The organism is Cellulomonas xiejunii (assembly GCF_024508315.1).
Classification (GTDB): Bacteria; Actinomycetota; Actinomycetes; order Actinomycetales; family Cellulomonadaceae; genus Cellulomonas; species Cellulomonas xiejunii.
In genome coordinates this window covers 2,411,292-2,432,781 of sequence record NZ_CP101987.1, presented here as the reverse complement: position 1 = coordinate 2,432,781, position 21,490 = coordinate 2,411,292, and the positions used below count along the sequence as shown (strand labels likewise).

Annotated in this window: 21 protein-coding genes; 11 read left to right on the top strand and 10 right to left on the bottom strand. The window is 73.4% G+C overall.

The genetic code is table 11. From position 1 onward, the window contains the following. The first annotated feature begins 72 nt into the window (after positions 1 to 72). The 5 genes from NP048_RS11145 (at position 73) to NP048_RS11125 (ending at position 5,568) form a co-directional block, all read left to right on the top strand. Entirely contained in the window at positions 73 to 450 is a 378-nt protein-coding gene (locus NP048_RS11145; RefSeq protein WP_227575675.1) for a VOC family protein, read from the top strand. A gap of 44 nt (positions 451 to 494) precedes the next feature. Next, a complete protein-coding gene (locus NP048_RS11140) occupies positions 495 to 1,961 on the top strand; it encodes an outer membrane protein assembly factor BamB family protein (RefSeq protein ID WP_227575674.1) in 1,467 nt (488 codons plus the stop codon). Positions 1,962 to 2,145: 184 nt separating this feature from the next. Beyond that, entirely contained in the window at positions 2,146 to 3,933 is a 1,788-nt protein-coding gene (leuA, locus tag NP048_RS11135; protein ID WP_227575673.1) for a 2-isopropylmalate synthase, read from the top strand. 70 nt (positions 3,934 to 4,003) lie between these two features. Then, a complete protein-coding gene (recO, locus tag NP048_RS11130) occupies positions 4,004 to 4,735 on the top strand; it encodes a DNA repair protein RecO (RefSeq protein ID WP_227575672.1) in 732 nt (243 codons plus the stop codon). 38 nt (positions 4,736 to 4,773) lie between these two features. After that, entirely contained in the window at positions 4,774 to 5,568 is a 795-nt protein-coding gene (locus NP048_RS11125) for an isoprenyl transferase (RefSeq protein WP_227575671.1), read from the top strand. Between the two features lie 9 nt (positions 5,569 to 5,577). Here NP048_RS11125 and NP048_RS11120 read toward each other — a convergent pair whose 3' ends face one another. The 4 genes from NP048_RS11120 to NP048_RS11105 are packed head-to-tail and all read right to left on the bottom strand — an operon-like array spanning position 5,578 to position 8,482. Next, entirely contained in the window at positions 5,578 to 6,039 is a 462-nt protein-coding gene (locus NP048_RS11120; RefSeq protein WP_227575670.1) for a hypothetical protein, read from the bottom strand. A gap of 33 nt (positions 6,040 to 6,072) precedes the next feature. Further along, positions 6,073 to 6,654, bottom strand: a complete 582-nt coding sequence (locus NP048_RS11115; protein WP_227575669.1) for a hypothetical protein — start codon at positions 6,652 to 6,654, stop codon at positions 6,073 to 6,075. Continuing rightward, positions 6,651 to 7,814 carry a hypothetical protein gene (locus NP048_RS11110; RefSeq protein WP_227575668.1) on the bottom strand — a complete coding sequence of 388 codons (1,164 nt, stop codon included), beginning with the start codon at positions 7,812 to 7,814 and terminating at the stop codon, positions 6,651 to 6,653. Before NP048_RS11110 ends, NP048_RS11115 begins: the two co-directional genes overlap by 4 nt. After that, positions 7,811 to 8,482, bottom strand: a complete 672-nt coding sequence (locus NP048_RS11105; protein ID WP_227575667.1) for a DUF6789 family protein — start codon at positions 8,480 to 8,482, stop codon at positions 7,811 to 7,813. Before NP048_RS11105 ends, NP048_RS11110 begins: the two co-directional genes overlap by 4 nt. Before the next feature lie 115 nt (positions 8,483 to 8,597). Between NP048_RS11105 and NP048_RS11100 the strand changes: the two genes are divergently transcribed. After that, positions 8,598 to 8,957, top strand: a complete 360-nt coding sequence (locus NP048_RS11100) for a VOC family protein (RefSeq protein ID WP_227575666.1) — start codon at positions 8,598 to 8,600, stop codon at positions 8,955 to 8,957. Positions 8,958 to 8,977: 20 nt separating this feature from the next. On the opposite strand, the gene NP048_RS11095 is transcribed toward NP048_RS11100, so the two are convergent. The 4 genes from NP048_RS11095 to NP048_RS11080 are packed head-to-tail and all read right to left on the bottom strand — an operon-like array spanning position 8,978 to position 12,264. After that, positions 8,978 to 9,580: a DedA family protein gene (locus NP048_RS11095; protein WP_227575665.1), complete on the bottom strand. Its 603-nt coding sequence runs from the start codon at positions 9,578 to 9,580 to the stop codon at positions 8,978 to 8,980. 31 nt (positions 9,581 to 9,611) lie between these two features. Then, the gene (locus NP048_RS11090; RefSeq protein ID WP_372456776.1) at positions 9,612 to 10,577 is read right to left on the bottom strand and encodes a metal ABC transporter permease; all 966 of its coding nucleotides are present in this window, start codon (positions 10,575 to 10,577) and stop codon (positions 9,612 to 9,614) included. After that, positions 10,574 to 11,344 carry a metal ABC transporter ATP-binding protein gene (locus NP048_RS11085; protein WP_227575664.1) on the bottom strand — a complete coding sequence of 257 codons (771 nt, stop codon included), beginning with the start codon at positions 11,342 to 11,344 and terminating at the stop codon, positions 10,574 to 10,576. The genes NP048_RS11090 and NP048_RS11085 overlap by 4 nt, the downstream gene beginning before the upstream one ends. Then, the gene (locus NP048_RS11080) at positions 11,341 to 12,264 is read right to left on the bottom strand and encodes a metal ABC transporter substrate-binding protein (RefSeq protein WP_227575663.1); all 924 of its coding nucleotides are present in this window, start codon (positions 12,262 to 12,264) and stop codon (positions 11,341 to 11,343) included. Before NP048_RS11080 ends, NP048_RS11085 begins: the two co-directional genes overlap by 4 nt. 149 nt (positions 12,265 to 12,413) lie before the next feature. Between NP048_RS11080 and NP048_RS11075 the strand changes: the two genes are divergently transcribed. From NP048_RS11075 to NP048_RS11060, 4 genes are all read left to right on the top strand, one after another. After that, positions 12,414 to 13,802 carry a glycine--tRNA ligase gene (locus NP048_RS11075; RefSeq protein WP_227575662.1) on the top strand — a complete coding sequence of 463 codons (1,389 nt, stop codon included), beginning with the start codon at positions 12,414 to 12,416 and terminating at the stop codon, positions 13,800 to 13,802. Positions 13,803 to 13,806: 4 nt separating this feature from the next. After that, positions 13,807 to 14,658 carry a nucleotidyltransferase domain-containing protein gene (locus NP048_RS11070; protein ID WP_227575661.1) on the top strand — a complete coding sequence of 284 codons (852 nt, stop codon included), beginning with the start codon at positions 13,807 to 13,809 and terminating at the stop codon, positions 14,656 to 14,658. A gap of 102 nt (positions 14,659 to 14,760) precedes the next feature. Next, on the top strand, positions 14,761 to 15,954 hold the full coding sequence (dusB, locus tag NP048_RS11065; protein ID WP_227575660.1) for a tRNA dihydrouridine synthase DusB: 1,194 nt from the start codon (positions 14,761 to 14,763) through the stop codon (positions 15,952 to 15,954). 57 nt (positions 15,955 to 16,011) lie between these two features. Next, complete coding sequence (locus tag NP048_RS11060) at positions 16,012 to 17,106, top strand: carboxylate-amine ligase (RefSeq protein ID WP_227575998.1); 1,095 nt, start codon at positions 16,012 to 16,014, stop codon at positions 17,104 to 17,106. 58 nt (positions 17,107 to 17,164) lie between these two features. On the opposite strand, the gene NP048_RS11055 is transcribed toward NP048_RS11060, so the two are convergent. After that, a complete protein-coding gene (locus tag NP048_RS11055; RefSeq protein ID WP_227575997.1) occupies positions 17,165 to 18,880 on the bottom strand; it encodes a glycoside hydrolase family 13 protein in 1,716 nt (571 codons plus the stop codon). Between the two features lie 103 nt (positions 18,881 to 18,983). Beyond that, positions 18,984 to 20,090 (bottom strand): LacI family DNA-binding transcriptional regulator, encoded by a 1,107-nt coding sequence (locus NP048_RS11050; RefSeq protein WP_227575659.1) that lies wholly within the window; start codon positions 20,088 to 20,090, stop codon positions 18,984 to 18,986. Between the two features lie 140 nt (positions 20,091 to 20,230). Between NP048_RS11050 and NP048_RS11045 the strand changes: the two genes are divergently transcribed. After that, positions 20,231 to 21,457 (top strand): sugar ABC transporter substrate-binding protein, encoded by a 1,227-nt coding sequence (locus NP048_RS11045; RefSeq protein ID WP_227575658.1) that lies wholly within the window; start codon positions 20,231 to 20,233, stop codon positions 21,455 to 21,457. Positions 21,458 to 21,490 lie beyond the last annotated feature (33 nt).

Genomic DNA, 21,490 nt, shown 5'->3' with positions numbered 1-21,490 from the left:
CGGCCTCCTGCGGGGAACATGTCGGCACCGAGATACCTTGTACGGTGGACAAGGTACTTCGAGAGGATCGACATGCACATCACCGGATCCGCCGTGTCGCTCAACGTCCCCGACGTCGCCGCCTCGGCCGAGTTCGCCCGCACGCACCTGGGTTTCGTCGAGGAGATGTCCGCCGACGGCTTCGTCGCGCTCAGCCACCCGGACGTCGGGTTCAACCTCACGCTGCTGCGCGTCGGCCTGCCCAGCTTCAAGCCCGACCGGATCGCGGGTCCGGCCGGGCAGGGCCTCCTGGTCGCGTTCGTCGTCGAGGACCTGGACGCCGAGTACGAGCGCATCGCCGCCGCCGGTGCGCAGGTCGTCACGCCTCCCGGGACGGAGCCGTGGGGTGAGCGGTTCTGCCAGTTCGCCGACCCCAACGGCATCGTCTGGCAGCTCGTCCAGTGGGTCTGACCGCCCGGCCGCCCCTGCGTACCCCGGTGTTCTAGTCTCGGGCCATGGGTGCCGTGCGCCCGGCCCCGAGGATGCGGCCGGTCGAGCTCGACGAGGAGGACGACCGTCCGTCGGCGGTCGTCAGGTCGGCGCGCGACCACGCCGCAGCCGCCGGCGGTCCAGGCGGGCCCGACGCCCCGGACGCGCACCGGGCTGAGCGCCGCTGGTGGCCCTGGGGCGCCGGTGCCCTCGCCGTCGTGGTGGGTGCCGCGGCCGTCGCCACCGGCGTCACGGAGCGGGCGGCGCGCGAGCGCGCCGACGTCTTCGCCGCCCTGCCCGGCGTGGTGCGGCCGCTCGAGCGTCCGCCCGTCGAGCGGTGGCGGACCGCCGCGGACGGCCCGACGCCGGTGCTGGACGCCGCGGGCGCGCTGGTGACGGTCAGCGGAGCCGACGGCCGATGGGTCGTGCGCTCGTCGGACCCTGCGACGGGCACGACGCGCTGGGAGGTGCCGGTCGTCGACCAGGCCGGCTCGGGCTTCGAGTCCGTCGCCGTCGCGTGCGTCGCGGGTGAGGGCGGCTCAGGCCACCTCCTGTGCGCGTGGACGGAGCCGGACGTCGTGTACGGGACCCCCGGCGGGTCGACGAACTACGTCCCGCCCACGCACGTCGTCGCGCTCGCCGGCGCGGACGGCACGCAGCGCGGTGCGTGGGAGGTCGAGGGGAGCGTCCTGGGAATCCAGCGTCACGAGGACGACGTCGTCGTCGCGACGGGGCTCAACGACCGGCACGTGCTCGTCGAGCGCCGCGACGGGACCGACGGCACCGTGCGCTGGTCGTGGACCTCCCCGGTGCCGCTGGTCGACAACGGCGGGGTCCGTGCCGTGCCCAAGCTCGTGGCGGGCGGCGACGTGGTCGCGCTCATGGCGAACTCGACCACGGTGCTCGACGCCCGCACGGGCGTCGTCCTGGAGGCGGGCCCGGCCGGCCAGCAGATCCTCGTGGCCGGTCTGCCCGACGGCGGCTTCGCGACGTGGGAGGCCGTGTTCGGCGGGACGCTGCGTGACGCCGACGGCACCGTCCGGGCCAGGGTCCCCGGCCTGCCCCGGCCTGTGGTGGGCGACTCGTCGGTCGACGCGCTCGTGATCGACGTGGGCAACCGGGCGGTCGCCGTGCGGGCGGACGACGGCACCGTCGTCTGGCGGCTGCCGACCTCCATGTCTCCGGTCGCCGTGGCGCACGGCGTCGTCGTCATGGCGGGTGAGGCGTCCGTGGGCGCCGTGGACGGTGCGGACGGGCGGCTGCTGTGGGAGCAGGAGCTCGTGGCGGTGCAGTACATCGCCCCGCTGACCGACGGTCTGCACGTGCTTGCGCCGGAGCCCGATGGTGCCGACGGGTTCGACCTCGTCGCCCGCGGGCTGCGGGACGGTGTCGAGGCCTGGCGGGTCGAGCTGCCGTCCGACCTGCGCCAGCTCACTGCGATCGACGGACGCGTCGTCGCCCGCACGTCCACGGAGGTGATCGTCCTCGCCTGACGTCCCTCGAGCCGCCCGCGCAGGGTGGAGGCGCGCCGTGCGCGCGGGGGGTAGGGTCATGGGCGTGCGCGCACGCTCGCTGCTCCTTCGTCGCCGCGACGAGGCCCTCTAGGCCGGATCCTCGTCGCGGAGTGTGTCGTGCCCGGCTGAGCCACCGCCGAGACCCGCGATGAAGGATCACCCGATGAGCAGCCAGAGCCCCGTCACACCCGCGTGGACCACCGACGCGCCGGCCGCCGAGCGCAACCCGCAGCAGCCCTCGGGCATGCCGGCGCACCGGTACCGCCCGTTCCACGAGCAGATCCGCGTCGACCTGCCGGACCGCACGTGGCCCGACCGGCGGATCACCCGCGCGCCGCGGTGGTGCGCGGTCGACCTGCGCGACGGCAACCAGGCCCTGATCGAGCCGATGAGCCCCGCCCGCAAGCTCGAGATGTTCGAGCTGCTGGTCGACATGGGCTACAAGGAGATCGAGGTCGGGTTCCCCTCCGCGTCGCAGACCGACTTCGACTTCGTCCGGATGCTCATCGAGGAGCGTCGCATCCCGGACGACGTCGTCATCCAGGTGCTGACGCAGGCGCGCGAGCACCTCATCGAGCGCACGTACGAGGCCATCGCCGGCGCGAAGCAGGCGATCGTGCACCTGTACAACTCCACCTCCGTGCTGCAGCGCGAGGTCGTCTTCCGGTCCGACGAGGACGGGATCGCCGACATCGCCGTGTCGGGGGCCCGGTTCTGCAAGAAGTACGAGGAGCTCGTCCCCGACACCGAGGTCCTCTACGAGTACAGCCCCGAGTCGTACACGGGCACCGAGCTCGAGTACGCGGTGCGGGTCTGCAACGCGGTCCTCGACGTGCTGGAGCCGACGCCCGAGCGGCCGGTCATCATCAACCTGCCGGCCACGGTCGAGATGGCGACGCCCAACGTCTACGCGGACTCCATCGAGTGGATGAGCCGCCACCTGCATCACCGTGAGTCGGTCGTCCTGTCGCTGCACCCTCACAACGACCGGGGGACCGCCGTCGCGGCAGCCGAGCTGGGCTACCTGGCGGGTGCCGACCGCATCGAGGGCTGCCTGTTCGGCAACGGTGAGCGCACCGGCAACGTGGACCTGGTCACGCTGGGCCTCAACCTGTTCAGCCAGGGCATCGACCCGCAGATCGACTTCTCCGACATCGACCGCGTCCGTCGGACCGTCGAGCGCTGCAACCAGATGCCGGTGCACGAGCGCCACCCCTACGGAGGCGACCTCGTGTTCACGGCGTTCTCCGGCTCCCACCAGGACGCGATCAAGAAGGGGCTGGACGCGCTCGAGGTCCGCGCGGCCGCGGCGGGCACCGGTGTCGGCGACGTCGAGTGGGCCGTGCCCTACCTGCCCATCGACCCCAAGGACGTCGGTCGCTCGTACGAGGCGATCATCCGGGTGAACTCGCAGTCCGGGAAGGGCGGGATCTCCTACCTGCTCAAGTCCGAGAAGGACCTGGACCTGCCGCGTCGGCTGCAGATCGAGTTCTCGCAGGTCGTGCAGCGGCACACGGACCAGCACGGCACCGAGGTCACGGCCGACGAGCTGTGGTCGATCTTCAGCGACGAGTACCTGCCCGCGACGCCAGGTGGCCCGCTCGCGCCGTGGGGCCGGTTCGCGCTGCGCGGCACGCGCGCCACGAGCACCGAGGGCGGGCAGGACACGCTCGAGGTGGACGTCGTGGACCGGGGAGTCGAGAAGATGCTGCGCGGCACGGGCAACGGCCCGGTCGCCGCGTTCGTCGCCGCGCTGCGGACGACGGGGGTCGACGTCGCGGTGCTCGACTACGCCGAGCACGCGCTGTCGGCAGGCGGCGACGCGACGGCGGCCGCCTACGTCGAGTGCGCCATCGGCGACGACATCCTGTGGGGCGTCGGCATCGATCCCTCGATCACGACGGCGTCGCTCAAGGCGATCGTCTCGGCGGTCAACCGCCACGAGCGCTGAGACGGCCGCCGCGGCGCGCCACCCGCGCGCCGCGGCCGGCCGTCCCGGCGACCGGGGGGACAATGGCCCCGTGAGCCTCTACCGCGACGAGGCGATCGTGCTGCGCACCCACAAGCTGGGGGAGGCCGACCGCATCGTCACCCTCCTGACGCGCGAGCACGGCAAGGTGCGCGCGGTCGGCAAGGGCGTGCGCCGCACGACGTCGCGGTTCGGGTCGCGGCTCGAGCCGTTCATGCACATCGACGTGCAGCTGAGCACGGGACGCAACCTCGACGTCGTGACCCAGGTCGAGACGCTCGGGTCCTACGGTCGTCAGGTCTGCGAGGACTACGCGCTGTACACCGTCGGGACGGTGATGCTGGAGACGGCCGAACGGCTCGTCGAGGCGGAGCGCGAGCCGTCGGTCCAGCAGTACCGGCTGCTGGTCGGTGCGGTGCGGGCGCTGGCGACGCGGGCGCACGCGCCCGGGCTCGTCCTCGACTCGTACCTGCTGCGCGCGCTGGCCGTCGCCGGGTGGGCGCCGAGCTTCACCGAGTGCGCGCGCTGCGGGGCCCCGGGGCCGCACCACGCGTTCGCGCCGTCGGTGGGAGGCGCGGTGTGCGGGGCGTGCCGTCCGCCGGGCGCTGCGGCGCCCGCGCCGGAGACGTTCGCGCTGCTCGCGGCCCTGCTGTCGGGGGACTGGGACGTGGCCGACGCGAGCGCCGAGCGCCACCGCGCGGAGGGCAACGGGCTCGTCGCGGTGTTCTGCCAGTTCCACCTGGAGCGGCGGCTGCGCTCACTGCCGATGGTGGAACGCGTCTGACGCCGGCGCGGCCCGCACGCACCGCGCCGGGTGGCACCATGTCCAACGTGCCACGCGAGACCGTCCCGCCCTACCCGCACCCGTCCGGCGCCCGTCCGCCGCAGATCCCGCGGGAGCTCGTGCCGCGGCACGTCGCGGTCGTGATGGACGGCAACGGTCGCTGGGCCAACGCGCGAGGCCTGCCGCGCGTCGAGGGGCACCGTGCGGGAGAGGCGTCGCTCCTGGACGTCGTCGCCGGGGCGATCGAGATCGGTGTGCAGCACGTGTCTGCGTACGCGTTCTCGACGGAGAACTGGTCGCGCTCGCCCGAGGAGGTGCGGTTCCTCATGGGCTTCAACCGTGACGTCCTGCGCCGACGCCGCGACCTCATGGACTCCTGGGGCGTGCGCGTGCGGTGGGCCGGCCGCCGCCCTCGCCTGTGGCGGTCCGTGATCAACGAGCTCGAGACCGCGGAGCGGCAGACCGCCGGCAACTCGACCTGCACCCTGACGATGTGCGTCAACTACGGCGGTCGGGCCGAGATCGCCGACGCCGCGCAGGCCATCGCCCGTGAGGTCGCGGCCGGCAGGCTCAAGCCGGAGCGGGTGAACGAGAAGACGATCCAGCGGTTCCTCGACGAGCCGGACCTGCCGGACGTCGACCTCTTCGTGCGGTCGTCGGGCGAGCAGCGGATCTCGAACTTCATGCTGTGGCAGTCCGCGTACGCCGAGCTGGTGTTCCTCGACGAGCCGTGGCCCGACGTCGACCGCCGGCACCTGTGGCGCGCCGTCGAGACGTACGCGCGGCGCGACCGGCGGTACGGCGGGGCGGTCGACGCGCCGACCATCGGCTGAGCGGCCCCGTCAGGTCCCGCGGCTCACCGCGGTGCCGGGGCCCGCGGTGATCACGTCGCCCTGCGGCAGGTAGAGCATCCAGTGCTCGTAGCCGTCGGTGAAGATCGAGAAGGTGCGCAGCGTCGTGCCGTCCTCGAACGTCAGGGTGAGGGACAGCGACGGGGTGTCGACCTGTGCCCCGGCGAGGACCTTGCCGTCGAGCACCCGCACCGCGGCCGCCAGGGAGTCGCGTTCGTCCTCCGACGACGCGAGCACCGCCGTCGGCGTCTCGATCCGCCACGCCGAGCAGTACACCCAGACGTGGAACTCGCCGTGCGGCCGGGGCTCGCCGGTCCCCGGCGTACCCGTGGCGGGGCGCTCGTCGCCGAGCTCGACGGTCAGGAAGCTGCCCACGCCGAGGCGCGTCCCCCAGGCCGGGCGACCCCGGGCGGGTGAGAACGCCTGCTCGGCGTCCTGCGGTGTGAGCGTCACGTGCCGTTCCCTTCGTCGGACCGGGGCCGTCGGTCAGCGACCGAACATCCCGAGGATCGTCTCGATGATCTCCCGGAAGCCCATGTTCTGGCCGGTGATCTCGTCGTGGATCCGGCGGATCTCGTCCTTGTCGAGCCGTCGCCCCAGGTCCTTCTCCGCCTGGCGCACGGCGTCCCGGAACTGTTTGTTCTGCGCCTGGTTGTTCCCCGGCGTCCCGTTGGACGACATCTCCAGGACCGTGCCCGCGGCCGCCGCCGCGGCTGCTGCGGCCGCTGCGGCAGCGGCCGCGTTGGCCCACCAGGCGGCCAGCGCGGCGGCGTTGCCCAACGAGCCGAAGCCCGCGAGCACGAGCCCGCCACCGCCGCCCGTGCCGATGAGCAGGGCGATGAGCAGGGCGAGCAGCGCGGTGATCAGCAGGGCCGCGGCCAGCGTGAAGAAGCAGTCGCTCAGGCCGCTGCAGTTGTCGGCGTACGCGGGGCGGCTGTCGAGCAGGGTCGCGGCTGCCGTCAGCCCCGCGACGGCGAGGTGGCGGAGCACGAGCCGGGCGGGCCGTGGCAGGGGCGTGGACGCGGCAACCGGGGTGGGCGGGGCCGCAGTGGTGGCCGTCGTCGTCATGCCGGCCCCCCGGGTGGTGCGTCGTGCAACCCGCGCGGAGCGGGGGAGGGCAGCGGCCCACGCGTCGCATCGCGTCCCGCCCGCATCCCCAGCAGCGTGACCAGGGCGGCGCCGACGCACGCCGCCACGAGGACCGGAAGGAACGTCTGGGTGCGGACCCAGAAGAACCCGAGCACGCCGCGCGTCGCCAGGAAGCCCAAGAGCAGCCCGACGCCGACGCGCACCGCCCGCGGGACGCGCAGCACCTGCGCGACGACCGCCGGGGGGTGTGCCGACAGCCGGTCCCGCAGCAGCAGGAGTCCCGCGAAGAAGACCAGCACGACGACGGCCTCCAGGGCGTTGCCGATGAGGCCTGACAGCAGGAACGTGAGACCCACGGCCCCGAGCACGGCGCGGGTCCGCCCGCTCAGCACGGTCCGGGACTGCTGCGCGAGCCCGGCCCCCAGCACCTGGGACAGGCGTGCCGTCGGCCCGACGAGGGCGCGCCGGTCGAGGAGGACGCGCCCGACGGCGGCCAGCCCGAGGACGATCGCCAGCCAGACCCCGCGCTCCTGGAGGGGGGCGATCGCCTCCACGGTCGGGCTCGACCCGGCCCAGACGAAGAGGGGGCGGATGAGCAGCGGTGCGGCGCTCGACCACACGGCGGTGGCGAACGCGGCCGTCAGTCCCGCCGCGGCCAGCTCGCCCGGCGCCCGCAGCCGCACGGGTACGCGCGCGCTCGCGCGCACCGCGGCACGCGCGGCCTGGGTGGTCAGCGGCACCAGCACGGCCAGCAGGCCGAGGACGACCCAGGACAGCAGCTGCGGCAGCAGACCCTGGAACACCCAGGCGACGCCCGAGAGCCAGGGCGCGACGTCGTCCCCGACGAGCAGCAGGCCGACGCCCAGGCCGACGGTCGCCCAGAGTCCCAGCGCCGCGCCGACCGTGCCGAGCAGGCCGACGACGCCGACGACGAGCAGGTGCGACGTGTAGGCGACGTCACGGGTCAGGAGGGCGAGGCTGAGACCGACGACGAACGCCCCCGGTGACGCGAGCGCACCGACCAGCGGCCAACGGGCGAGCTGGTGCCCGTCGGCGAGCGCGAGCCCGGCAGTGGGCACGCGTCGGGCCACCAGCAGGGGGATCCGCAGCCACTGGAGCTGCACGAGGCGCTCGATCACGCGGACACGTCGGCGACGTACCGCCGCCAGCCGCGCAGCGCGAGGCCACCCAGCGTCGCGCCGTACACCACGTGCCCGACCACGGTGATGCTGACGAACTCCTCGAGCGCCTTGAGCCCGAGCCAGCCGGGGTAGAAGGTCACCATCGCGGTCTCCAGCAGCAGCCCCCACGCGATGCCGGCGAGCACGCCGCGGTGTGCCAGCACCACCCCGAAGGCGGTGGCGAACGAGAGCCCGTTGACGACGTGGAACGCGAATCCGGCGGCGAACGCAGCGTCGCCCGCACGGTCACCCGCGCCGAGCAGCTCGCCGAACGCCCGCCACGCCTCGAACGGCCGGATCGGCGAGCTCGTCGCCTCGACCAGCAGCCACCGGGACAGGTCGTACGCCACGAGGGCGGGCACACCCGCGAGGCACCCGATCCGGGCGCGGCGCGCGACGACCGCGCGGACCGCGGGGTCGAGCCGGCGCAGCACCACGGCCCACGCCGCCACCGCGAGGACGGCGGTCGTCAGCACGAGCACCATGAGCGGCAGGCCGAGCAGGAAGTGCGCGACCAGAGCGGCGCCTGTCGCGCAGCACGCCGCACCGAGCACGAGGCGGGCGGGTAGCGCCGGGCGGTGCGGGCGCGCAGGGGCACCCACCGTGGTGCCGGACTCGTCGAGCACTGTGCCCCCTGGGTCGACCGGGCCGTGCGTCGAGAATGCCGTGTCCGGTTCGTCCGGTCCAGGGTTGTGCCCGATCAGGCATCGAGGTGTCGGGGGGCGCCGCTACGGTCGGCCCATGGACCTCACCGTGAGCATGGTGACCTTCGACACGCACGATGCGCCGGGCCTGGCGACCTGGTGGGCGGGACACCTCGGTGGGGAGGTCCAGGGCCACGACGACGAGTTCGTCATGGTGCTGCCCGCCGGCCCGGGGATGCCCGCCTTCGGCTTCCAGCGCGTCGACGACCCCACGCCGGGCAAGAACAGGGTGCACGTGGGCCTGGGCGCGGACGACCCGGCGCGCGCCGTCGAGGCGTTCGTGGCGTCCGGCGCGACGAGGGTGGCGGACCACACGCTCCCGGACGGGTTCGCGTGGACTGTCCTCGCCGACCCCCACGGCAACCAGTTCTGCGTGTCGGCGGCGCACACCGACTGACGGCGTCCCGCCCCGGGTGGTCAGGCCCGGGTCAGGGGGTGCTCGTGCGCCCTCTCGGCGTCGGCGAGCGCACCCGCGTGGACAAGGTGCGGCTCGCTGCGTCGGCGACGGCCGACGACCACGGCGAGCACCACCGCGATCACGAGGAGGGCCAGCACCGCCAGACCCCAGGGGGAGCCGGCGGCGAGGGTGAGCGCACCCCAGACCGCGCCGATACCGACGGTGCCCCAGATGGTCGCCCACATCACGGCCCCGGGGATGGACGCGAGCGTGAAGCGCAGGTAGGGCATGCGCAGCATCCCGGCGCCGACGAACACGGCGGTCTGGATGCCGACGGTGACGTACGCGAGGGTGACGGCGATCCACCCCCAGCGGTGCACCAGGGCCACTCCGCGACGGGCTGAGGGCGTCGAGGCCAGACGACCCGTGCGGTCGACGACCCGCTGCCACCAGCCGGGGCCGTGCCGCCGCTCACCCTCGAGGCGAGCCCCGCGCTCGACGCCGCGGCCAGCCCAGTACGTGAGGTGCGACCGCGCCATGACGATGCCGAAGAGGCACACCAGTGCGACCGCGACGGGCATCCCGTCGAGGCCGTACTGGGCAAGCAGCTCCGACGACGTCATCGTGCGATCGTACGTCGGCCCTCGGAGGGCCTCACCGGCCCGTGGTCCCGGGTCCCGGCGACGGCTCGGACGCGCAGGTCGGGTCGGACGCCGCCACCAGCACGTCGTCCGAGACGTCCGGGTGCGGGTCGCGTCCCGCGGCCCGGCGCCGGGCCACGAGCGGGTGCGCGACCGCGGCGCCCGCGTACAGGGCGATCGCGAGGACCACGATCGTCGCTCCCGGCGGCACGTCGTTCCAGTAGGTGATCACCAGGCCGACGACGCTGACCCCCACCCCGATCGCGCTCGCCAGCAGCATGGTGCGACCGAACGACCGGGAGACGATCTGGGCGACGGCGACCGGCACGATCATCAGGGCGCTGACCAGCAGCAGCCCGACGACACGCATCGAGATCGTGACGGTGAGCGCGGCGAGGACCGCCACGACCATCGACAAGGCCCGCACGGGCAGCCCGCTGGCCCGCGCGAACTCCTCGTCGTGGCTCACCGCGAAGAGCGCCCAGCGCAGCCCCACACCCACCACGAGCACGAGCACGGCCAGCGCCGCAGTCCACCAGAGGTCTGCGGTCGACACGGTGGAGATCGACCCGAACAGGTAGCTCATGAGGTTCGCGTTGGTGCCACCCGCGACCTTGATGAGCAGCACGCCGCCGGCGATCCCCCCGTAGAACATGATCGCGAGCGCCAGGTCGCCGCTGGTGCGGCCGCGTTCCCGGACCAGCTCGATGACGACGGACCCGACGACTGCGGCGACGACCGCGCCGGGGACCGCGAGGGAGTCGGCGGGCGACACCGCGGCCCAGCTGCCAACCAGCCAGCCGAGGGCCACACCGGTCAGGGCGACGTGCCCGATGCCGTCGCCCATGAGCGCCATGCGGCGCTGGACGAGGAAGGTGCCGACGACGGGGGCCGCCGCGCCGACGAGGACGGCCGCGACGAGCGCGCGCTGCATCAGCGGCGAGGCCAGCAGCGCGAGCACCTGCTCCCACCCGTTCACGGCGTCACCTCCAGCGTCAGGTCGGGGCCGTCCGTGGGCGGCTCGGGGTCGGCGTGCGGGTGCGTGTGGTCGTGGTCGGCGTCCCCGTGCTCCCCGCGGGGCGGGGGTGGCGGCCCGTCGTGCACGACCCGGCCGTGCCGCAGCACGATCGAGCGGTCGATCAGCGGTGCGAAGGGGCCGATCTCGTGCAGGACCACGACGACGGTCGTGCCCGCGTCGCGCAGCCGGGACAGCGCGTCGACGAACGTGCGCTGGGTGGGCAGGTCGATCCCGGAGGTGGGCTCGTCGAGCACCAGCAGCGCCGGCTCGCGCACCAGTGCACGGGCGATGAGCACGCGTTGCTGCTGGCCGCCGGACAGCTCCTGCACCCGGCGGTCCTGGAGGTCCGCGACCCCCAGCGCCTCGAGCGCGGCCAGCGCCCGTGGCCGCCTGTCGCGCGGCGGGCGCAGGCGTCGGCCGTGCAGCATCCCCGACACGACGACCTCGAGTGCCGTGGTCGGGACGCCACCGGCCGCTGCCATGCGCTGCGGGACGTACCCGACGCGCTGCCAGGGCACGTCCGGCCCGAGCGGTGCGCCGAGCAGCCGGACGCTCCCCGCCACGTGGGGGACGACGCCCAGCAGCGCGCGCACGAGCGTCGACTTGCCGGACCCGTTGGCGCCCAGCAGCGCGAGCACCTGCCCGGTGGGCACCGTCAGGTCCACGCCGCGGACGATGGGCTGGCCGCCGAGCGTCACCTGGACGTCGTCGGCCTCGATCGCGTTCACGAGCAGGACAATGCCACGCGCAGGGCCGCGAGGTTGGCGTCGGCGATCGAGAAGTAGTCCTGCGAGTCGTCGCTCACGCCCTCGATCGGGTCGAGCACGGCCGCCTCGACCCCGAGGTCCCCGGCGAGCGTCTGCGCGACCTTCGGCGACGCGAGCGTCTCGAAGAAGATCGTCGTGACCCCCTCGTCCCGGACCACGTCGGCGATCTCCCGCAGTCGTGCCGGGGACGGCTCGGACTCCGGGTCGATGCCCGAGATGCCGACCTGCTCGAGGTCGTAGCGGTCCGCGAGGTAGCCGAAGGCCTCGTGCGACGTGACCACGACCCGGCGCTCGCAGGTGGCCAGGCCGCTGGTGTACTCCTCGTCGAGGTCGGTCAGACGGTCGACGAGGGCGTCGGCGTTGGCCCGGTACGTCGCCGCGCCGTCGGGGTCGATCTCGGACAGCGCGTCGGCCACCGACCCGGCGACCGGGGCCAGGCGTGTGGGGTCGAGCCAGAAGTGGGGGTCGACGCCCTCGTGCTCGTGCTCGTCCTGCGCGTGCTCGTCCTCGTGCGCACCCGTGCTCTCGAGGTCGGCCCGGTCGGCCGTGTCGATCACGTGCTCGGGTGCGGTCTGCGCGACGGCGTCGTCGACGGAGGGCTGGAAGCCGGACTGGTACACCACGAGGTCCGCGGCCTCGAGCGCGGCGACCTGCGCCGGCGACAGCTCGACGTCGTGGGGCTCGGCGCCCGGAGGGGTGAGCGAATCGACCTCGACCCGGTCGCCCCCGACCTCGGCGGTGACCATCTGGAGCGGGTAGAACGACGCGAGCGCGCGGATCGTGCCGTCGTCACCGGACCCTGCCGCGCAAGCCGAGGACGCCAGGACGGGCAGGGCGACGACGGCGGAGAGCAGGCGGGCGCGCCGGGGGGACCTGGACATGAGAGCGATTCTCATTCATGGCGAGAACGGTTGTCAACACGGCTGGCCCGGGCGTCGCGTGGCCATTCTGGGTGCGCGTCCGGCGATATCCTGGGCCGTTGTGCCCCGCGGCACCCAGCTGCGGGTTCCTCGACCCAGGAGATCCCACCGTGGCTGCCGCACCTTCCCGTCTCGACGCCGTCGTCTCCCTCGCCAAGCGCCGGGGGTTCGTCTTCCCGAGCGGTGAGATCTACGGAGGTACCCGCTCCGCGTGGGACTACGGCCCGCTCGGCGTCGAGCTCAAGGAGAACATCAAGCGCCAGTGGTGGCGCTCGATGGTCACGAGCCGTGACGACGTCGTCGGCCTCGACTCGTCGGTAATCCTGCCCCGGCAGGTGTGGGTCGCCTCCGGCCACGTCGGGGTCTTCACCGACCCGCTGACCGAGTGCCTCTCGTGCCACAAGCGGTTCCGTGAGGACCACCTGCTCGAGGACTTCGAGGCCAAGAAAGGCCGGGCCCCCGAGAACGGCCTGGGCGACATCGCGTGCCCGAGCTGTGGCACCCGCGGGCAGTGGACCGAGCCGCGCGACTTCAACATGATGCTCAAGACGTACCTCGGCCCCGTCGAGGACGAGTCCGGGCTGCACTACCTGCGGCCCGAGACCGCGCAGGGCATCTTCGTGAACTTCAAGAACGTCTACACCGCGGCGCGCATGAAGCCCCCGTTCGGCATCGGCCAGATCGGCAAGTCGTTCCGCAACGAGATCACGCCCGGCAACTTCATCTTCCGCACGCGCGAGTTCGAGCAGATGGAGATGGAGTTCTTCGTCGAGCCCGGCACCGACGAGACGTGGCACCAGTACTGGATCGACGCGCGCACCGACTGGTACGTCGACCTCGGGATCGCCCGCGAGAACCTGCGGCACTACGAGCACCCGGCCGAGAAGCTCTCGCACTACTCCAAGCGCACGGTCGACATCGAGTACAAGTTCGGCTTCAGCGGCAGCGAGTGGGGCGAGCTCGAGGGCGTCGCCAACCGCACCGACTTCGACCTGGGCACGCACTCGGAGCACTCGGGGCAGGACCTGTCGTTCTTCGACCAGGCCAAGAACGAGCGCTACGTCCCGTACGTCATCGAGCCGGCGGCGGGCCTGACGCGCTCGCTCATGGCGTTCCTCGTCGAGTCGTACACCGAGGACGAGGCGCCCAACACCAAGGGCGGCGTGGACACGCGCACCGTGCTCAAGCTCGACCCGCGCCTGGCGCCCATCAAGGCGGCCGTCCTGCCGCTGTCGCGCAACGAGCAGCTCAGCCCGAAGGCACGCGACCTCGCCGCGGAGCTCCGCAAGAGCTGGAACGTCGAGTTCGACGACGCCGGTGCGATCGGTCGCCGCTACCGTCGCCAGGACGAGATCGGCACGCCGTTCTGCATCACGGTCGACTTCGACACGCTCGACGACCAGGCCGTGACGATCCGTCACCGTGACGACATGTCCCAGGAGCGGGTCTCGCTCGACCAGGTCACCGGCTACCTCGCGCAGCGTCTCGTCGGCGCCTGACGCGGTGCCCACCAGGCCGCGCGTCGCGTCGCGCGACCGCGACCTGCCCGGGTCGTTCGACCCGCAGGTCGTGGCCGCGATCGACGCGCGCCTGGTGGGCGTCGCCCGCGAGCACGGCGTGCACGTGCCGTGGGCCGTCGAGTCCGGCAGTCGTGCATGGGGCTTCCCGTCGCCGGACAGCGACTACGACTGCCGGTTCGTGTACGTCCGCCCCGTGGCGGACTACCTGGACCCGTGGCCGCCGCGCGACGTCGTCGAGACGCCTCTGGACGCGGTGCTCGACGTCAACGGCTGGGACCTGCTCAAGGTCGTCCGGCTCGCGGTCGGCGGCAACGCGACACCCGGCGAGTGGCTGCGCTCACCCCTGGTGTACGCCGGCGAGCCGCAGTTCCGCGACGAGCTCCTCGACCTCGTCGACGCCGCGGCCGACCGGCAGGCGGTCCGGAGGCACTACCTGCACGTGGGCCGCGACCAGTGGCAGCGCAGCGGAGCCGCGCACGGGGCACAGGTCGCCCTCAAGCGGGTCTTCTACGGGCTGCGACCTGCGGCGGCGCTGCACTGGCTCACGCTGCACGACGGCACCACGCCGCCCATGAACCTCACGCAGCTGCTCGACGAGGCGCCGCCCCCGGCGGACGTCCGGGACGACGTCGAGGCGCTCGTCGCGGCCAAGGCCGTGACCCGCGAGCTCGGCACCGGGACGGTGCCGCCGGCGCTGCGGGCGTGGGTCGACGCGCAGCTGTCCGACGCGGCGGACGCCGACGTCAGCCCTGACGGCACGGCCGTGGCGCAGCGCCGCGCGGAGGCGGCCGCCCGGTTCCGCGGCCTCGTCGCCCGGTGGGCTCCCGAGGCCTGAGCGTCCCCCACGGAACGCGGTCGACGTAGGTCAGGCGGCCGCCCGCGTCGCGTCGGTCGTGCGTGCCCCGGTGCGGCGCGCACGAGGGGGGACAATGAGCGGGTGCTCCCGACCGACACCCTCCCCGACGCGTCCGCGCAGGACGTCCGCCGCGTGCTCCCGCCGCTGCGCATCGGCCCGATCACCGTCGACACGCCCGTCGTGCTCGCGCCGATGGCCGGCGTCACCAACGCCGCCTTCCGTCGGCTGTGCCGCGAGTCCGGTGCCGGTCTGTACGTCGCCGAGATGCTGACGAGCCGGGCGCTCGTCGAGCGCAACCCGGAGTCGTTCCGCATCATCGCGTTCGAGCCCGACGAGGTGCCCCGGTCCGTGCAGCTGTACGGCGTCGACCCCACGACCGTCGGGGCCGCGGTGCGTCTGCTCGTCGAGGAGGACCGGGCCGACCACATCGACCTGAACTTCGGCTGCCCGGTGCCCAAGGTCACCCGCAAGGGCGGGGGAGCGGTGCTGCCCTGGAAGCGGGACCTGTTCGCGGCCATCGTGCGCGCGGCCGTCGACGCGGCGACGCCGCACGGCGTGCCGGTGACGGTCAAGATGCGCAAGGGCATCGACGAGGACCACCTGACGTACGTGGAGGCCGGCCTCACGGCCCAGGACGCCGGGGTCGCCGCGGTCGCCCTGCACGGGCGCACCGCCGCGGACTACTACTCCGGCACGGCCGACTGGGACGCGATCGCCACGCTGAAGCAGGCGGTCACCGACATCCCCGTGCTGGGCAACGGAGACATCTGGTCGGCGGAGGACGCCCTGGCGATGGTCGCGCACACCGGGTGCGACGGCGTCGTCGTCGGGCGGGGCTGCCAGGGACGCCCGTGGCTCTTCGCCGACCTGGCGGCGGCGTTCGCAGGATCGGGCGCACGCATCCGGCCGGGTCTGCGGGACGTCGCCCACGTCGTGCGACGCCACGCCGAGCTGATGGGTGACCACTTCGGCGACGAGGGCAAGGCGCTGCGGGAGATGCGCAAGCACATGGCGTGGTACTTCAAGGGCTACGTCGTCGGTGGCGAGCTGCGCGCGCGGCTGGGCCTGGTGTCGTCGCTCGCCGAGCTGGACGACCTGCTGGCCGAGCTCGACCTGGACCAGCCGTACCCCGGTGAGGCCTCCGAGGGGCCGCGCGGGCGGGCGGGCGCACCCAAGCGCCCGATCCTGCCGTACGGGTGGTTGGACTCGCGCGAGCTCTCGGAGGACTTCCGGCGCGACCTGCACGAGGCCGAGCTCTCCGTCTCGGGCGGCTGACCGGCTCTCGACGAGCGAGGACGCGCGCGGGGCACCAGACTGCACGGCGTGCGAACCATGGGTGTGGAGGAGGAGTACCTGCTGGTCGACGCCGAGGGCGTCCCGACAGGTGTGGCCGACGCGGCAGTGCGCGCGTACGAGCGCGGCGGCGGTGAGTCCGCCGACGAGGGGGAGCCCGGCGGCGGACTCGAGAAGGAGCTCCAGGAGCAGCAGATCGAGACCGGCACGCACCCGTGCGTCGACCTCTCGGAGCTCGCCGACGAGCTGCGCGACGGGCGCCGCCGTGCCGCCGGTGCCGCGCAGCAGGCCGGGGGTCGGCTGGTCGCGGTGGCCACGTCGCCCGTGCCGGGCCCGACCACGCTGTCGCACGGCGCGCGCTACGCGGCGATGGCCCAGACGTACGCCCTGACCGTCCGCGAGCAGCTCACCAGCGGGTGCCACGTGCACGTCTCCGTGGCGGACGACGACGAGGCCGTGGCCGTGCTCGACCGCATCGGCCCGTGGCTGCCCGTGCTGCTCGCGCTGAGCGTCAACTCGCCGTACTGGCGCGGGGAGGACACCGGGTACGCCTCGATCCGCTCCCAGCTGTGGAACCGGTGGCCGACCGCGGGACCGACCGCCCCGTTCGGATCGGCCCAGGCGTACCGCGACACCGTCGCGGGCCTGGTCGCGACGGGTGCCGCGCTCGACCCGGCGATGATCTACTTCGACGCCCGCCTGTCGCCCCGGTACCCGACGGTCGAGATCCGCGTCGCCGACGTCTGCCTGCGCGCCGACGACGCGGTGCTGGTCGCCGCGCTCGCGCGGGCCCTCGTCGAGACCGCGTCCCGGCAGGCCGCCGACGGGTTGGCCGCCACCCACTCCCGGGTCGAGCCGTTGCGGGCAGCGACGTGGCGAGCGGCGCGCACGGGGCTCGCCGGGGACTTGCTGGTCCCGCCGACGCTGACGCCCGTGCCCGCCCGGGACGCGGTGGCGCAGCTGCTGGACCACGTGCGGCCGGCGCTGCAGGACAGCGGTGACCTCGCGACGGTCCAGGCGCTCCTCGCCGGCCTGTGGCAGCGCGGCACGGGTGCCGACGAGCAGCGCGCGTGGGCGCTCGAGGGCGGCCTGCCCGGGGTCGTCGAGCACGCGGTCGAGGCGACGCTCGCCTGACCCGTCGAGTGCCCGGCCGCGCAGGTGCGACCGGGCCCTCGACGTGTGGCGCGGTCCGTCAGGAGGCGCGCAGCCAGACGGTCGTCCCGGGAGCCAGCACGGCTCCGACGTCCGAGCCCGACGCGAGCAGCACCTCGGCGTCCGCGGGCAGCGGCACGTCGACGTCGCCGAGGTTCGCGACGACGACCACGTCACCGTTGCGGTATGCGAGGACGTGCTCACCGGCCGGCTCCGCCAGCCACTGCAGGCCCCCCGAGCCGAGCCGTTCCGCGCGCCGCAGACGCAGGGCGGCGCGGTACAGCTCGTAGGTCGAGCCCTCGCGGCCGCGCTGGCGGTCCAGGGCCAGCTCCGCCCAGCCGGCGGGCTGCGGCAACCACGTCGCCCCGGTCGGGGAGAAGCCGAGGCCGGGTGCGTCGCCGGACCAGGGCAGGGGCACGCGGCAGCCGTCGCGCCCTCGCTCGCCGCCCCCCGTGCGGAAGAACGCGGGGTCCTCGCGGATGTCGTCGTCGAGCGCGGTGTGCTCGGGCAGGCCCAGCTCCTCGCCCTGGTAGAGGTAGGCCGAGCCCGGCAGGCCGAGCATCATCAGCGTGGCGGCGCGCGCACGCTGCAGGCCGAGGGCGGCGTCGGGCTGCTCGTCGCCGTGCCCGATGCCGTTGGGCCGGTGGGTCGGGTCGTCGAGGCCCAGGCGCGAGGCGTGGCGCACGACGTCGTGGTTGGACAGCACCCACGTGGTGGGTGCGCCGACGGCGTCGTTCGCCGCGTAGGACGCGGTGATGACGCGCCGCAGCGCGGGGCCGTCCCAGCCGGCGGCCAGGAACGCGAAGTTGAACGACTGGTGCGCCTCGTCGGGCCGGACGTAGCGGGCGAGGCGGCTCAGCGGCTCGACCCAGGCCTCGGTGACCATCGCGCGGTCGCCGTCGTAGGAGTCGAGCACCTTCCGCCACGCGCGGTAGATCTCGTGGACGCCCTCCTGGTCGAACATCGGCCCGTGGTTGCCCGAGCCGTCCACGGCGTCGACGTCGTCCCCGTCGTCGGTGCCGTCGATCATGGCGACGTGCCCGTCCCAGTCGGGGAGCCCGGGCTCCTTGACCATGCCGTGCGCGACGTCGACGCGGAACCCGTCCACGCCGCGGTCGAGCCAGAACCGCAGCACGTCCTCGAACTCCTCCCGCACCTGCGGGTTGTCCCAGTCGAGGTCCGGCTGCTTGCTGTCGAACAGGTGCAGGTACCACTGGCCGGGGGTGCCGTCGGGAGCGGTCGTGCGCGTCCAGGCGGGACCGCCGAAGATCGACCGCCAGTTGTTCGGCGGCAGCTCACCGTGCTCGCCACGCCCGTCGCGGAAGTGGTACCGGGCGCGCTCGGGGGAGCCCGGGGCAGCCGCGAGGGCCGCCTGGAACCACTCGTGCTCGTCGGACGTGTGGTTGGGGACGAGGTCGACCATGACGCGCAGACCGAGCTCGTGGGCGCGCGCGATGAGCGCGTCGGCGTCGGCGAGCGTGCCGAAGAGCGGGTCGACGTCGCGGTAGTCGGCGACGTCGTAGCCCGCGTCGGCCTGCGGCGAGCGGTAGAACGGCGACAGCCAGACCGCGTCGACGCCGAGCTCGACGAGGTGGTCGAGGTGCGCGGTGATGCCCGGCAGGTCGCCGATGCCGTCGCCGGACGCGTCCGCGAACGACCGCGGGTAGACCTGGTAGATGACGGCGGTGCGCCACCAGCTCGTGCCGGTGCCGGTGTCGGGTCGGTGCGCGATCTGCGCCGAGGGGTCGGCCTCGATGGTCACGGGGTGCCTTCCGGGTGGTGGGTCGGGGTGGCGCGCGGCCGCGTGGGGGCGCACCGTCGCGCGCCGCGGCCGGGGCCGGGCACGTCGAGGAGGGTGATCAGTGGGTGGGTGCGGCGTCCTGCGACGTGTGCGCGGGCGACGGCACCGGGGCGCTGCCGGTCGAGCGCCGGACGACGAGCTCGGGGTGGAACAGGAGCTCGGCGCGGGGCGCGGGCGTGCCCGACATCTCGGCGACCAGTGCCGACACCGCGGCGTGCCCCATCGCGGAGACCGGCTGGCGCACGGTCGTCAGCGGCGGGTCGGTGAAGGCGATCAGGGGGGAGTCGTCGAACCCGACGACGGACACGTCCTCGGGGACGCGCAGCCCGAGGGCCCGCGCGGCGCGCACCGCGCCGAGCGCCATGAGGTCCGACCCGCAGACCACGGCGCTGTGACCCGAGCGGAACAGCTCGGTCGCGGCCGCGTGACCGCCCTCCACGGTGAAGAGCGTCGACACGACGTGCGCGTCGGCGTCCGCCACGCCCAGGTGCTTCCCGATGAGCGCAGTGAATGCATCGCGCTTACGCTGCGAAGGGACGAACCGTGTGGGCCCGACCGCGAGTCCGATCGCACGGTGGCCGAGGGAGTGCAGGTGGCGAATTGCCTGGTCCATCGCGGCCGTGTCGTCAGTCGACACGGCGGGAGCGTCCACGCCCTCGGCGTACCCGTTGACCAGGACGAGCGGGACGCCACGTCCGCGCAGCCGGTGGTACCGGTCCTTGCTGGCGGAGGTGTCCGCGTGCAGACCGGAGACGAACACGATCCCGTCGACCCCGTGGTCCATGAGCAGCTCGACGTACTGGTCCTCGGTCGTGCCGCCGGGGGACTGCGTGCACAGCAGGGGGGTGTACCCGCGGTCGCTCAGCATCGTCTCGATGACCTGCGCGAACGCGGGGAAGACGGGGTTGGTGAGCTCGGGTACGACCAGTCCGACGAGGCCGGCCGAGCGCATGCGCAGCTTCTCGGGGCGCTCGTAGCCCAGCATGTCGAGCGCGGTGAGCACGGCCTGACGTGCCTGCGCGGACACCCCGGGCTTGCCGTTGAGCACGCGCGACACCGTCGCGGTGCTCACGCCGGCCTGCTCGGCGAGGTCGGTCAGTCGGGTCCGCACAGTCCGCAGCGTAGTCGGGGTCACCAGCCCTCCTTCGTCGCCGCACGAGAGCATGCAGGTGCTTGCCTTGGAACGCTTGGCTGAAAGTTACCGTAACGAGTTGCAACGGGGGGTGCAACGCGCATAGCGTCGCGTCAACAGCCGGCATCGACGTCAGTCGGGCTCGGCAGGTCGAACGACAACAGGAGAAGACGATGCGACGAGGCATCCCGGCCGTTGCGGTGACGCTCGGCCTTGCGCTGGCGCTCACGGCGTGCGGCGGTTCAGACGACGACAACTCTGGTGACGCGACATCGGCCACCCCGGGCTCGGGGGACAGCCTCGTGGTGTGGGTGGACGAGACCCGTCAGGCAGCCGTCGAGGTGGCGGCCGAGGCGTTCGAGAACGAGAACGACGTGGACGTCGAGCTCGTGGTGAAGAACTTCGAGGACATCCGCACGGACTTCCTCGCCCAGGTCCCGACCGGCGAGGGGCCCGACCTGACGGTCGGCGCGCACGACTGGCTCGGCGAGCTCACGACCAACGGGGTCGTCGCGCCCATCGAGCTCGGCGACAAGGCCGGCGACTTCATCGAGGTGGCGGTCGAGGCGTTCACGCAGGACGGGCAGGTGTACGGCCTGCCGTACGCCATCGAGAACATCGCGCTCATCCGCAACACGGCGCTCGCGGCCGAGGCCCCGTCGACGTGGGACGCGGCCGTCGCCGCCGGCCAGGCCGCCGGTACCCCGTACCAGGTGCTCATCCAGACCAGCGCCGAGGGCGACCCCTACACCTACTACCCGCTGCAGACGTCGTTCGGTGCCCCGGTCTTCGTCCAGAACGAGGACGGCACCTACACCTCCGAGCTCGCCATGGGCGGCGCCCCCGGCCAGGCCTTCGCGACGTGGCTGCAGGCGCAGGGCGCGGCCGGTGTCCTGTCGACCGACGTCACGTACGACATCGCGGTCGAGGCGTTCAAGAACGGCGAGTCGCCGTTCATCATCGGCGGGCCGTGGATGGTGGACCAGTTCGAGGGTCTCGACCTGTCCATCGACCCGGTCCCGTCCGCCGGTGGCGAGCCGGCGCAGCCGTTCGTCGGCGTGCAGGGGTTCTACGTCTCGGCGCAGAGCGACAACGCACTGCTCGCGAACGACTTCCTCGTGAACTACATCGCCACGGACGAGGCGCAGCTGGCCCTGTACGAGGCGGGCGACCGGCCGCCGGCGCTCGCGTCGGCAGCCGAGGAGGCCTCGGCCGACCCGATCACCGCCGGCTTCCTGTCCGTCGGTGAGGACGCGGTGCCGATGCCGTCCATCCCCGAGATGGGCTCCGTGTGGGCCTTCTGGGGTGTCACCGAGGCGAACATCATCTCTGGCGCGGCCGAGCCCGTCGCGGCCTGGGACAAGATGATCGCCGACATCCAGAGCGCGATCGGGTCCTGACCCGTTCCGGTCGCACCGCGGGTCCGCCCGCGG